The organism is Flavobacterium fructosi (assembly GCF_042787335.1).
Lineage (GTDB): Bacteria > Bacteroidota > Bacteroidia > Flavobacteriales > Flavobacteriaceae > Flavobacterium > Flavobacterium fructosi.
In genome coordinates this window covers 179,527-194,052 of sequence record NZ_JBHZQA010000004.1, presented here as the reverse complement: position 1 = coordinate 194,052, position 14,526 = coordinate 179,527, and the positions used below count along the sequence as shown (strand labels likewise).

The window sequence follows — 14,526 nt, the reverse complement described above, 5'->3', positions numbered from 1 at the left end:
ATGGAAAACGACAACTTTGACGAAGATTATGAAAACGATTTTCAATTTAAAGAATTTTTAAATAAATATGCGATTCATTGGCAGTGGTTTGCTTTAGCTGTTAGTATCTGTCTGATTTTTGCTTTCGTGTATTTACGCTATACGATTCCACAGTATAAGGCTTCGACAACGATATTAGTAAAAGATGAAAAAAAGGGAGGTATGCTTTCTGAATTGTCTGCTTTTGCTGATTTGGGCATGGGCGGCGCTATGAAAAGTAATGTGGATAACGAAATTGAAATTTTGAAATCCAGAAGCTTGGTAGAAAGTACGGTAAGGAAACTCAATCTTAGAGCGCGAATATTTACAAGGGGAAATATTGTTGACAAAGAAATTTACAGTGATGCTCCAATTGAAGTGGATATCGTTAATAGAAAGGGCGTTTTTTATAAAAATAAAGTTGAATTTTCATTTTCGGAACTGACAGCCAACACCTTTGAATTGGAAGTTGAAAAAACGAATGATACCACCAAAATACTTTTAGGGAATAAAACTCAGTTTAAATTTGGTGAAAAAATTGGCACTGCCTATGGAACACTAGTTTTTAGGAAATCAAAATTTCATAATGCTTTTTCTAAGGATGCTATTCGTTCTTTGAAAGTGTCCATAACTCCGTTTGATGACGTAGTTGATAGTTTCAGAGGAAATCTTGAAATTACCTCTATCAGTAAAACAAGTAGTGTTGTAGAAATTTCTATCAAAGATCCAGTGGTAAGCAGAGCGGAAGATTTTTTGGATAACATGATTCAAATTTATAATGAAAACGCTGCAGCTGACAAGAATTTTATTTCTGAAAACACTTCTAAATTTATTGCTGAGCGATTGACCTTAATTACGCAGGAATTAGATGGTGTGGAGCAGGATGTGGAAAGTTTTAAAAAAGTCAATCAATTAACTGATATCGAATCCGAGGCGAAACTTTTTATTGAGGGATCGAATGAATATGATAAAAAAGGCGTAGAAACGGAGATTCAGCTAAATGTAGTATCCTCGATGTTGGACTTTATGAAAAAAAGTACTAATTCAGATTTACTGCCCAGCAATATTATTTCGGGTGAGGGCGATGCTTCTGGTTTAATCAGTTCGTACAACCAATTAGTTTTAGATAGAAACCGGATTCTGAAATCTGCCACGGTTGAAAATCCATCTGTGGTTAAAATGGATCAGCAAATTGCTTCTTTGAAATCTACGGTAGGGGCCAGTTTGCAACGATTAAAATCCACCCTGACCATTCAGAAAAGAGATTTAAATAGTAATGAGGGGATTTTGAATGCTAAGATTGGAAAAATTCCAGTTCAGGAGCGCCAGTTTAGAGTCATTGCGAGACAGCAAAAGGTGAAGGAAGAGCTCTATTTGTATTTATTACAAAAAAGAGAAGAAACTGCTATTTCTTTGTCGGCTACCGAGCCTAATGCCAGAGTCATTGATTCTGCCAAGGCTGGAAAAATGCCAATTGCGCCTAAGAAAAATATAATCTATTTAGGCGCCTTATTGCTAGGAATACTCATTCCTTTCGGCGTTATCTATACAGAGGATTTATTAGACACTAAAATTAAGAGTCGAATGGACCTGGATGGAAAAACGCTTATCCCGTTTATTGGGGATGTACCCACTTCTGATAATCCTTCGGAAGTTATAAAATCGGAGAGTAGGACGAGTTCTGCCGAAGCCTTGCGAATCATTCGAACTAATCTGGAATTTATGTTAAGTAAAGCCGAGGATGGTCAAGCCAAGACACTATTTTTAACTTCTACTTTTCCTAAAGAAGGTAAGACCTTTGTGTCCGCTAATCTTGCGGCAACATTTGCCTTGTCTGGAAAAAAAGTATTATTAATAGGTATGGATATCAGAAATCCAAGATTAGATGAATATTTTAATTTACCGGAACGAGGGTTTACGAATTATCTGTCCTCCAAAGATATGAAATTGGAGAGTCTTATCGTTAAATATGATGGATTTGAGGATTTTCATATTTTACCCGCAGGAGTAATACCACCCAATCCAGCAGAGCTATTAATGAGTAAAAAAGTAGATTCACTTTTTAACGAACTAAAAGCGCAGTATGATTATATTATTGTGGATACGGCCCCTGTAAGTTTAGTGACGGATACGCTACTTATTGCGAAGCATGCTGATTGTTTTATCTATGTTGCACGGGCCAACTTTTTAGAAAAACGGATGCTAACTATTCCAAACACGTTATACAAAGAGCAAAAGTTGCCTAATATGTGTCTACTTCTTAATGATACGGATTCGACGAAAGGGTATGGATATGGCTATGGCTATGGAGCAAAAGTTGTTAAAGAACCATGGTATAAAAAATTATTGAAAATGTAGGATATGCATTTTTGAATTTAAATAGGTTTTAAAGTTTACAGAATATTTTTATTTTGTAAACTTTTTTTTATTTAATGCTGTTATTTCTTATAGAATTCACGTTTTTTTGTCATTTAAAAGCAATTGTGATTACTTTCGCAAAAGGAAAGTAGGGCTAATTGTTCAGGACCCTGCCAGGAACCAAATAAGAGGGGTTTTTGTTTTATATTTCCTACCGAAACTATAGATTTTTCTATAATTTTACTCTAGCTTTGTACCTGTTTTTAAAAAAGAGTATGCCTGTTATGTGGCTTACTGTTGCGTAGCTATGCGGAGTTGATACTATTGAGGTTTGTTTTAGTAAATAGAGTTATAAATAGAATACGATACATAAATTGTAAATTTTAGATTAGACATGAGAAAAATACTTATTGCAGCGGTGTTTTTTATAGCACTTTTTCAATCCTCCACAGTACTAGCGCAAGATTTGTTGAAAAGTGCCGATTTGAGCACACTGAAAGTAGATTATTTGTCGGATAGTGATATTGCGAAAATAGGAAGCCAGCTGCAAACTAATAATCTGACTATTGAGCAAGCAGAACCTATGGCTTTGGCAAAAGGAATGCCTGCAAGCGAATTTGCTAAGTTGAAATTGCGTTTAGAGGGGAATTCAAATTCTACCGGTATTGATAAGAAAGACTATCAAAAATTGGAAGTAGAAGCGAAAGAGCTCACCAGGAAGCAAGAGAAAATTGTCAATACGAAAGTAAAAGATTCCGTTAATGCGCTGGTTTTTGGTTCGGAACTGTTTGATAATCCTACCTTAAATTTCGAACCTAATTTGAAATTAGCAACTCCTTTGAACTATGTCCTTGGACCAGGAGATGAATTGCAAATTAGTGTTTATGGCGTGCAAGAATTTAATGCCTCCGTTCCGGTAACCATGGAAGGGAAGGTAAATATCCAGTATGTAGGCCAGATTCCCGTTTCAGGAATGACCATAGAAGCGGCCACTCAAAAAATAAAAGGAGCTATTGCTAGGGTGTATAGTACAGTTGCATCAGGACAATCTCAAGTAGGTGTTAGTTTGAGTCGGATCAGAACGATTCGAGTTACGATCATTGGCAGTAAACAACCGGGTAATTATTCAATTTCCTCCTTAGCAACGGTTTATAATGCCTTATTTTTAGGGGGTGGTCCCGGAAAAAATGGAAGTTATAGAAATATTGAATTGTTAAGGGATAATAAAGTATATCGCAGTGTTGATATTTATCGTTTTTTGGTCAATGGTGACCAATCGGATAATGTGGGATTAAAGGATAATGACGTAATTCGAATTCCGGCCTACAATCAAAGGGTTACGGTCGAGGGACAAGTAAAACGTCCTGGTATTTTTGAAATGAAAAAAGGAGAGACATTTGCAGATTTATTGTCTTTTGCTTCAGGTTTTAACGAATTTGCTTATACTGCTTCGGTAAATGTATTACAAAAAACAGATAAAGAATTTAAAGTTCGAGATGTAAAATTCGCAGAATTTAATACTTATAAACCTTTATCCGGGGATGTCTTTAGAGTGACTAAAATTCTGAATCGTTTTGAAAACCGTATCAAAATTGACGGTGCCGTTTTTAGACCGGACACTTATTCTTTTTATGAAGGAATGCGTGTTTCCGATTTGATTGCAAAAGCGGAAGGTCTAAAAGAAGATGCATATAGCAACAGAGCGAGAATCATTCGATTAAAATCAGATTTGACAACGGAAATTGTCAATGTGAATTTGGTTAAAGCTTTGGAGGGAGATCTTGAAGCAGATGTTGCTTTGAAAAAAGAAGACATCGTAACGGTTTATTCTATTTTAGATTTTGTTGAAGAATATAAAATAACGATTGATGGTGAGATTAAAAAACCAGGGATTTATGACTACCATGAAAATTTAACTTTAAATGATCTATTGGTTCAAGCTGGTGGATTAACGGGATCTGCTTCAAAGAGAGTTGAGGTAGCAAGAATGATTCAATCGGAAGAAATAGACGATGCCAATCCGAATAAAGCAGAATTGTTTAATATCGAAATTACGGCTGATAACAATGAACAGTTAAAGAACTTTGATTTAAAACCTTTTGATGTGGTGAATATTCGTAAAATGGCAGTTTATGAAAAGCCAGAGATGGTAACCATAAGCGGTGCTGTTAATTATGCCGGAAAATATGTTTTGGCATCAAAAAAAGACAGAGTCTATGATATTGTGGAAAGAGCCGGAGGTTTGACTTCATTAGCGAATGTGGAAGGCGTTAAGATCAAAAGACCCATACAGGCCAAACAAATTGAAATGGTAGAAAGTGTCGATTTGAATCTGGGTAAAAAGGATAGTATACAAAAAAAACTGACCAAAAAATTAAAAGAAGATTTAAAATTTGCTACCATTCCAGTAGATTGGAAATCGATTGTTAAAAACCCAAAAGATAATACGAATGTAACTTTATTTCCTGGAGATGAAATAGAAGTGGCTACCTTCAATGAAGGTGTAAAAGTGACTGGTAATGTATTGTTGACTTCAGAAATTCCTTACGAAAAAAGAAGAGGATTTGGTTATTACTTAAGTGCCGTAGGTGGAGTAGATAACAGGGGTTGGAAAAAGAAAGCCTACATCATTTATCCAAACGGTAAGGCGGCTGTAACAAGTTCATTTTTATTTTTTAGATCCTACCCAAACGTTACCCCGGGTTCGCAAATCATTGTTCCGGAAAAACCTGAAGTTAAAAAGATGAGTACGGGTGAGTTTGTGAGTATAGCCGGTGTATTAGCGAGTTTGGCTGGGGTAATTATTGCGATACTTAGATAGTGATTAGTGTTCAGTTATTATTGATCAGTTTTCAATAGTAAGTCTTTAGTGGTCAGTGTTGGGAGTCCAGTTTACAGTAATCCTAACATTTAGCATATCATTTGGTTTTCGCTCAACCTTAAATAAAGACTAATTAAAAACCGAAAAGAGGTTTTTATATGTCAAAAAATAAATAAAATACAAGCTTAAAATCTTGATAAAATGAATAAACAAATACAGAACGACGAAATCTCGTTAAAAGAATTACTTATTAAAGTAAAAGAGTCGTATGTCTATTTGTTCTCGAAATGGAAAATAATTGTATTGGCAGGGATTATCGGAGCTGCTTTGGGATTGGCTTATTCGGTTGCTAAAAAGCCTACATATACCGCAACCTTGTCTTTTGCATTAGAGGATGAGAAATCAGGTGGGGGAGGATTAGGAAGTGCATTAGGCTTAGCAAGTTCCCTTGGTTTAGATCTTGGCGGCGGTGGCGGGAGTGTTTTTACAGGGTCCAATCTCACTGAGTTGTTCAAGTCACGTGCTATGGTAGAGCAGACATTATTGAGTCCAGTAACAAAAGACGACAAAATGATTTCTCTAGCAGAGATGTACATCCAAAATCAGGGATGGAGAGAAAAATGGAGAACTACACCTAAATTAGCAACCCTTCAGTTTTTGCCAGGCAGTAAGCGCACGTCTTATACCCGAGCCCATGACAGTGTTTTGGGGGTTATTTATGACAACCTCTCCAAAACAGGATTATCTGTTGCGCAGAAAGATAAAAAAATTGCAATTATCACTATAGATGTTGCATCTACCAATGAATTGTTTTCAAAATATTTTGCCGAGGCATTGGTAAAAGAAGTTTCTGATTTTTATGTGTCAACCAAAAGTAAAAAAGCCAGACTGAATATGGATATTCTAGAACGGCAAACCGATTCGATTCGTCGTGAATTGAATGGCGCCATCACCGGCGTGGCCGTTGCTAATGACAATACTTTTATGCTGAATCCTGCTCTCAATGTGCGTCGCGCACCATCAGCCCGCAGGCAAGTTGATGTGCAGGCAAACACTGCTATATTAACGGAGTTGGTGAAACAAACGGAATTAGCTAAAGTTACGTTGCGTAAAGAAACCCCATTAATTCAGGTTATCGATCGGCCGATTTTACCTTTGAGCAAGGAAAAATTTGGAAAGGCTAAAGGCATTATACTAGGCGGAATCTTAGCTGGTTTTTTTGTAATGTTAGTTTTAGTATTGAGAAGACTGATAAAAAACATATAAGCAGTTAAAAAAATAGTTATTTATCGGTGCAATCAGATTTAACAGATTTTGGTATAGTGTGTATTTTTGATTTCACAAAATTAGTTCATTTGCCTACAAGTATCCTATTTTCTCGACCTGATTATGTTAAAGAGGGCGTTGGCAGTTTGGCAGACGATTGTCATAAATTATATAAATAGCTAAAATAATCATTATAAAATGTTTGAAAATAAAGTTCTATTAATAACAGGCGGAACAGGCTCCTTTGGAAGTGCTGTTTTAAATCGTTTTTTACATACCGATCATTTTAAAGAAATACGTATTTTTTCACGTGATGAAAAAAAGCAAGATGACATGCGTAATTTTTATAAAAATGATAAAATTAAATATTTTATTGGTGATGTAAGAGATTACAATAGTATCCAGTATGCGATGCACGATGTTGACTATGTATTCCACGCAGCTGCATTAAAACAGGTACCATCTTGTGAATTTTTTCCTATGCAAGCTGTAAAAACCAATGTAGAAGGAACTCAAAATGTTATTCGTGCAGCAGCTTCCAATAAGGTTAATAAAGTGATTTGTTTATCAACCGATAAAGCAGCTTATCCAATCAACGCTATGGGGATCTCAAAAGCCATGATGGAAAAAGTAGCTATTGCAGAAGCGCGTAACTTAACCCATACCACGGTTTGTTTGACTCGATACGGAAACGTAATGGCCTCTCGTGGCTCCGTTATTCCATTATTTTTATCACAAATAAAAAAAGGTGAAGTGTTAACTATAACAGATCCTCATATGACCCGTTTTTTAATGTCATTGGAAGAAGCTGTGGAATTAGTGTTATTCGCCTTTGAACACGGAAACCCGGGTGATTTATTCGTCAATAAAGCTCCTGCTGCTACAATAGGTGATTTAGCTGAAGCTATCTGTCAATTAAAAAACGTAAAGAGCGAAATTAAAGTTATAGGAACCAGACATGGGGAAAAACTTTATGAAACTTTATGTACCCGTGAAGAAATGATGAAAGCTGAAGATATGGGTGATTTTTATCGTATCCCTTCTGATAACCGTGATTTAAATTATGCCAAATATTTCTCCGAAGGAAAAGAGATTCAACCAGAAATTGAAGATTATAACTCGCACAACACCAAACGCGAAGATGTTGAAGGAGTAAAAGTGCTGTTAAAAAAACTTGAACTGTTTCAAGAATAGATATAAAATGCTTACCACAATAATTGGAAATACTTTTGTAGATGAAAGAGGTACATTGTCATTTAATAATGAACTGGATCTTTCTGAAGTAAAACGCATGTACTTTATCGAGAATGCGCATTTATCTATACAAAGAGCATGGCAAGGCCATCAAATTGAAAAAAGATGGTTTGTTGCGGTTTCAGGTAAATTTTTGATAAAATTAGTAAAAATTGATAATTTTGAATGTCCGTCTGATGATCTAGAAGTCCTTTCGTTTGAGCTTGACTCCAAAACATTGGATACCTTGCCAGTTGAGGCTGGTTATGCTTCCTCTATTCAAGCTCTAGCAACCGATTCTAAATTAATGGTTTACTCCAATTATAAGATGGGAGAAGTGTTGGACAATTACAAATATAATCCTACTCAATGGAAATAAATATAAAGAAATTAAAAGTAGCAACCATATTAGGAACGCGACCTGAAATTATACGTTTAGCTGAATGTATCAAAAAATGTGATCAATATTTTAATCATATTTTGATTCATACCGGCCAAAATTACGATTTCGAATTAAACGAAATCTTTTTTGAAGATTTAGGTTTAAGAAAACCGGATTATTTTTTGAATGTTGCCGGAAATCATTTAGGAGAAACGATTGGAAACGTAATTTCAAAATCTTTTGAAATTTTATCACAAGAACTGCCTGACGCTTTATTGGTTTTAGGAGATACCAATAGTGTGTTGAGTACCATTGCGGCCAAACGATTGAAAATTCCGATTTTTCATATGGAAGCAGGTAACCGTTGTTTTGACCAAAATGTACCTGAAGAAATTAATCGTAAGATTTCGGATCATATCAGCGATATCAATTTAACTTACACAGAGAATAGCCGTCGCTATTTATTAAGCGAAGGTTTCCGAAAAGATCATGTTTTTGTTACTGGATCTCCTTTAAAAGAGGTCTTGTTAAAATATAAGGAACAAATTCTTAATAGTGACGTTGTTTCTCGCTTACAATTAAAAGATCAGCAGTATATTGTAGTGAGTGCGCACCGTGAAGAAAATATTGATTTGGATAATCATTTTGAAATATTAGCAGAATCTTTAAATCAAGTTGCTGAAAAATATCAGATGCCTGTTATCTTTTCAACACATCCCCGCACTAAGAATCGGATTGAAAAAAATAAAATTAAATTTCATCCGTTAATTTCGAATGTACCGCCTTTAGGCTTTTTTGATTACGTTAAGTTGCAAAAAAATGCTTTTGTTGTCCTTTCAGACAGTGGAACCATTAGTGAAGAATCAGCTATGATGGGGTTTCCGGCTGTCAGTATCCGAACAAGCACAGAAAGACCTGAAGCAATTGATGCAGGGACTATTGTGCTGGGAGGAATAACAACAGACAAAGTATTGAATGCTATTGAGATTTCAAGAGGCTTATTTGATGTAAACATAGCGTTACCTCGGGAATATGAGGTTACCAATACCTCTGCTCGTGTCATTAAAGCAATTCAAAGTTATACTTCAATTATCAACAAAGTAATTTGGGATAAATAATTTATCAAATGAAAAAAATATTAGTAATAGGTGTTAAAGGCATGGCAGGTCATATGCTTTACAATTATTTTACTGAAAGTAAATTATATGATGTTTATGGTTTAGCCAGGAATATTGAAAGTGGTTCCCAGTTATTTAACATAGATGTTTCGGATACAGCCCAATTACAGTCTTTGTTTGCAACGCATCAATTTGATTATGTGGTAAATTGTATCGGAATTTTAAATAATGATGCGGAAGATTTTCCTTCAAAAGCCATTTGGTTTAATAGTTATTTTCCCCATTATTTAGAAGAAATTACTAAAGATACAAAGACCAAAATAATTCACATCAGTACCGATTGTGTTTTTTCGGGTAAAGAAGGCGGATATACTGAAGATGACATCAAAAATGGAATCGGTTTTTATGCCCAGTCGAAGGCATTGGGAGAATTAACAAATGCCAAAGATGTAACAATACGTACCTCTATTATAGGACCGGAACTGAATCAAAATGGTATCGGTTTGTTTCATTGGTTTATGTCTCAATCAGATGAAGCCAAATTAAGTGGCTATACGAATGCTTTTTGGTCTGGCTTAACCACTTTAGAATTAGCAAAAATTGTATTGGAAATTATTGAACAAAACATTAACGGTCTAATTCAGGTAGCGCATTCTTCTAAAATAGATAAATATAATTTAATCTCGCTGTTTAATTCTATTTACAAAAATAGCAAAATTGCAATTGAACCTAACGGGAATTACCACGTTGATAAAAGTTTAGTGAGTATTCGAACTGATTTTGACTATCAAGTGCCTGACTATCAAAAGATGCTGGAAAGTCAAAAGGACTGGATTTTACAACATGCCACTATTTATTCTCACTATTTATAAAATTGTACTATGATTTCTGTAGTGACCGCTTATTTTAATCGCAGAAAGTTATTGATACGTACTTTAGACAGTATGAAAGCTAATTTTGGTACGATTGATTTTGAATTTATTGTTGTCGATGACTGCAGTGAGGAAAAAGAGCGCTTGGAAGATTTACAGCAAATTTATCCGTTTTTAAGAGTTATTCGTTTAGAAAAATCAGACAAATGGTACAGTAATCCCTGTATTCCATTTAATAAAGGTTTTGAAGCAGCGAAAGGAGATAAAATAATACTTCAAAATCCGGAATGTTATCACTTTGATAATATACTGGAATATGTAGATCAGCATCTTAAACGGAATGATTACTTAAGTTTCGGATGTTATTCTCTTGATAAAAAGAATACAGATAATGACGCCTTATTTTTTGACAGGGACGCCATAGCATCATTAATTGAAAATAATGCACATATCGTGCAGACCGATGGTGGTTTAGGCTGGTATAATCATTCCAGGTACCGTCCCAGTTCCTATCATTTTTGTACCGCAATGATGACTAGTGATTTGGTGGATTTAGGTGGTTTTGATCCCAGATATGCTTTAGGTCATGGATATGATGACGATGAGTTTATATTCAGGGTTCAGCAAAAGCGAATGCATATCAAGTTTGTTGATACCAAAAAAGTTATTCATCAAAATCATTATGTTAAGCAAGTTACTGTTGATGAACAAAGAGAAAAATACATAAATGTCAGAGCTGCGAGGAATAAAAGTATTTTCGCTAATCTAACGAAAAATTCGTTTAATTATAGGGCTAATTTTATAAGTATAGGCAGTCATCATCAATCTGATCAATCTTATGTAATTCAAATTGTTAAAAATCATTTGCTTAAGATTGCGTATGCCTTAAAAAGAAAATTTTAAATTATTTCCTACTTTCCCAATTTAATATCCGCAAATGGTGCCTTCTAAAAATAGAACCCTGCTAAAGAATATCGCCTCTTTAGGTGTTGTTCAAATAGTTAATTATATTTTTCCTCTTATTACGATACCCTATGTTTCGAGAATAATAGGCCCTGAAGGTTTTGGGATAATAAATTATATTACAGCCTTCGTTAGTTATTTTATTCTACTGATCAGTTATGGTTTTGATTTTACCGCCACAAGAAAGATAGCTGTTGATCCTGACAATTTAGAGATTCGCTCTAAAATTTTTTCTGAAGTCACCTGCGCCAGAGTATTATTGTTCATTGTATCCATAGTGGCTTTTCTTATATGCATTAGTATGATACCGCTTTTAAGTGATAACCTAATGCTTTCGCTGATGTTGTTTTTAAATGTTGTTTCTGCTCTTTTAACTCCGCAATATGTTTTTCAGGGCTTACAAAAATTGCCGGTATTAAGCTTTTTTACTCTAATAAAGGGTGTAGTCAATACAAGTCTAATTTTCCTTTTTGTGTCGAAAAACGAGGACTTACTATTGTATGCAACGATAGGTGTTTTTAGTAATTTTCTAATTAGTCTAATTTCGATTTTATATGTCATTTTTGTTATTAGAATTAAATTCAGGTTTTATTCGATAAAGCACACCCTGGGTATTTTAAAAGAGGTACGATTAGTTTTCTTTTCCTCAATCGTTTTTTCACTTTATACAACAACTAATATAATTATTTTAGGATTTTTTGCGGATACTAAAACCATCGGTTTTTATACGACTGCTGTCAGCTTCATAATTATAGTACAAAGTGTTGTAAATATTCCGCTTTCCTCTTCATTGTATCCTTATATCGGCAGGGCTTTTTCAGAAGGACAGGAACATGGTATTGCCAAATTAAGGAAGATTGTACCCCTAGTTTTTTATTTTACTGTTGCGGTTTGTCTCGGGATTTTAGTATTGGCTCCTTTTGTTGTTTTTTTTATATATGGAAAAAGTTTTGAAGGTTCTGTAATCAGTGTCCAGATCCTTAGTTTCCTTCCTTTGATTTCTGCCATGAGTAGTTTAATGGGAATACAAACGATGCTAAATTTAAGCATGGATAATTTGTTTTTAAAAATTACCAGCTTTGCCGCTTGTTTTAGTTTGGTTTTAAATTTAATATTGGGTTATTACTTCAGTTATATCGGAACCAGTATCAGTTATCTCTTTACAGAACTCTTAATATGTTTTTCCTTTTATTTTGTTTTACGAAACAAAGGTTTGAATTTATTTGATAAGGAAAGTTTTGAATTTAAAAATGTTCTATCACAAATTAAGAATATAAAAAATATGTAATTTGATTTTTTACTCACGGTAAGGAAACGGAAGAAGTAAAATTATGTTTTTTTTAAACTTTTTCTGAAATTGAAATTAGATAATTAATTGTTATACATGAGTACAACATACTATATAGGGCATTTCTCGGAAGGATTTAATGATGGGGGACAATCTCGAAATAAGGCTTTCAGACAGTATTATGCCAAAAATGATGCATTAATTGTACCTGTTTACAGCGCAAACCCCTTTGTCCGTTTTGTTAATTTGCTGCATGTCATAAAGATTATGTTGTTCTCTAAGGATGCTGTTTTCTTTATTCATCAAGGAACTCTTATGGTTTTATTTCCGATGCTTATTCTAAAATATAATTGGATACGAGCCCTTGTATTTAAATTAATTCAGCGCACCACGAATCGCAATGACGTAACGATTGAAGTTAACGATTTACCTTACGAGCAAGCTAAAGATTTAGAATTGTTTGTTGAAGAAACGCATCAAATTTTTCAAGATAAATTATATGCTTTAAAGCAGGCAAAATATATATTTGCCTCTCATGAAATGGGAAAATATATTGATGATAGCCATAAATTAAATTATAAGGTAATCATTAATGGCTCCAATAAAGTGCAAGATTTCTCCGGTGCCATAGAGCTGCATCCCTGTTTCAGTTCTACAGAAACAAAGTTTATTTATGCAGGCGGTTTGAATAAGGGCAGACAAATTGAGGCCTTAATTGCGACCTTCCGTAATAGAAAAGAAATTTTAATCCTTATCGGTGAGTGGGGTGAGTGGATGCTGGATAATAAGGTTTCCGATAACATTTTTTACTTAGGTAAATTTCAAGAAGACCATGCACATTATTTAACTTCTAAATGTGATATTGGAATAATACCGTATGACGAATCCAGATTTTATTATAACATTTGTTATCCTACTAAAGCCTCTTTTTATATCACCGCCGGTATTCCTTTTTTATCGACACCATTACTGGAATTAAAGAATGTTTTTCAAAAAAGTGGCATGGTCTATTTTGTTCCATTTAGAGATTGGAGCATTTTTATGGATAGTTTTGATCCTTCTGCTTTATCCGCAATTAAAGAGAAAATCGATTTTGAAAAACATAATTTCTACTGGGAAAAGTTATTGAATACATCTCCAGTTAATTAAGATATTTGATGATTTTTATTTTATTTTCAGCATTTTTTTTGTTTGCCTTAATTTCGTTTTTTTTGCCACAGGAAAGACTGTACAAAACTATATTATTTTTTGCTCTGGGATTAGTGCTTATCTTAATCGCTGGTTTTCGCAGTGATGAAGTAGTCCGGGATTATGTTAATTATGTCACCTATTTTCATGACCAGGATTTTTTAGTAGTTGAGCCTGCGTTTGTTGTAATCTCCAAGATCATCTATTCCCTTATAGGGCCATATCCCATTTATTTATTTTTGTCGTTTGCTATACTGGGTGTCAGCTTTAAATTAATCGCAATTAAGCAACTGACAGAATTATGGTTTTTGTCGTTAGTAATCTACTTATCTAATTTTTTTATTTTACATGAGATGACACAAATCAGGGCGGGGATAGCTTCAGCCTTTTTGTTATTATGTATCAAGCCTATCTATGAAAGAGATTTGAAAAGATTTTTGTTGTTTGCATTATTAGGATTTCTGTTTCATTATTCGGCTATTGTAATATTGCCTTTGTGGTTTTTAGGCATTAAAACGCGAAAAAAAGTATTATCGCTTTCCTTACCGATAGGATATTTAGTCTATTTTTCAAGAATAAATTTAATAACGACTATTCCGATATCAGTGATACAAACTAAAATTTCGATGTATCAAACCTTAATGGAATTGGGAAATGAAGAATCCATATTAATCAATGTTTTTAATTTTGTGTTCTTAGCCAAAATTTTAATATTTTATTTTTTACTTTCCAAATATAATCTCCTTCTTTCTTATAATAAATATACTCCAATTTTAATGAAAATTTATTGTATATCACTTATGTCATATCTGGTTTTGGCTGTACTGCCGCCAATAGCAACGAGAATTAATGAATTGTTGGCTGTGGTAGATATTATACTAATTCCTTTTATTTACTATGCTTTTAAGCCCGCATGGTTTTCTAAATCGCTCATCGTTTTTATTGGAATGTGTTTTTTGCTAATCAATTTATTTTATATAAAATTGATCGTATTTTAAGTTAAGCATTATTTTTAGAAT

The 14,526-nt window shown here is 33.9% G+C and carries 11 protein-coding genes; all 11 read left to right on the top strand.

Translation table 11 applies throughout. The features are described from left to right. On the top strand, positions 1-2,376 hold the full coding sequence (locus tag ACFX5D_RS08595) for a GumC family protein (RefSeq protein ID WP_379857819.1): 2,376 nt from the start codon (positions 1-3) through the stop codon (positions 2,374-2,376). 394 nt (positions 2,377-2,770) lie between these two features. Further along, positions 2,771-5,197: an SLBB domain-containing protein gene (locus ACFX5D_RS08590; RefSeq protein WP_379857818.1), complete on the top strand. Its 2,427-nt coding sequence runs from the start codon at positions 2,771-2,773 to the stop codon at positions 5,195-5,197. 201 nt (positions 5,198-5,398) lie between these two features. Continuing rightward, on the top strand, positions 5,399-6,463 hold the full coding sequence (locus tag ACFX5D_RS08585; RefSeq protein WP_379857817.1) for a Wzz/FepE/Etk N-terminal domain-containing protein: 1,065 nt from the start codon (positions 5,399-5,401) through the stop codon (positions 6,461-6,463). Between the two features lie 198 nt (positions 6,464-6,661). Beyond that, entirely contained in the window at positions 6,662-7,657 is a 996-nt protein-coding gene (locus ACFX5D_RS08580; RefSeq protein WP_379857816.1) for a polysaccharide biosynthesis protein, read from the top strand. Between the two features lie 7 nt (positions 7,658-7,664). Next, entirely contained in the window at positions 7,665-8,075 is a 411-nt protein-coding gene (locus ACFX5D_RS08575) for a cupin domain-containing protein (protein WP_379857815.1), read from the top strand. Beyond that, entirely contained in the window at positions 8,066-9,196 is a 1,131-nt protein-coding gene (gene wecB, locus ACFX5D_RS08570; RefSeq protein WP_379857814.1) for a non-hydrolyzing UDP-N-acetylglucosamine 2-epimerase, read from the top strand. Before ACFX5D_RS08575 ends, wecB begins: the two co-directional genes overlap by 10 nt. Before the next feature lie 8 nt (positions 9,197-9,204). Beyond that, on the top strand, positions 9,205-10,068 hold the full coding sequence (locus tag ACFX5D_RS08565) for a dTDP-4-dehydrorhamnose reductase family protein (protein ID WP_379857813.1): 864 nt from the start codon (positions 9,205-9,207) through the stop codon (positions 10,066-10,068). 9 nt (positions 10,069-10,077) lie between these two features. Further along, positions 10,078-10,971: a glycosyltransferase family 2 protein gene (locus ACFX5D_RS08560; RefSeq protein ID WP_379857812.1), complete on the top strand. Its 894-nt coding sequence runs from the start codon at positions 10,078-10,080 to the stop codon at positions 10,969-10,971. A gap of 34 nt (positions 10,972-11,005) precedes the next feature. Beyond that, positions 11,006-12,319 (top strand): oligosaccharide flippase family protein, encoded by a 1,314-nt coding sequence (locus tag ACFX5D_RS08555; RefSeq protein ID WP_379857811.1) that lies wholly within the window; start codon positions 11,006-11,008, stop codon positions 12,317-12,319. A gap of 96 nt (positions 12,320-12,415) precedes the next feature. Continuing rightward, entirely contained in the window at positions 12,416-13,468 is a 1,053-nt protein-coding gene (locus ACFX5D_RS08550; RefSeq protein ID WP_379857810.1) for a glycosyltransferase family protein, read from the top strand. Positions 13,469-13,476: 8 nt separating this feature from the next. Beyond that, the gene (locus ACFX5D_RS08545; protein WP_379857809.1) at positions 13,477-14,505 is read left to right on the top strand and encodes an EpsG family protein; all 1,029 of its coding nucleotides are present in this window, start codon (positions 13,477-13,479) and stop codon (positions 14,503-14,505) included. Positions 14,506-14,526: the final 21 nt, after the last annotated feature.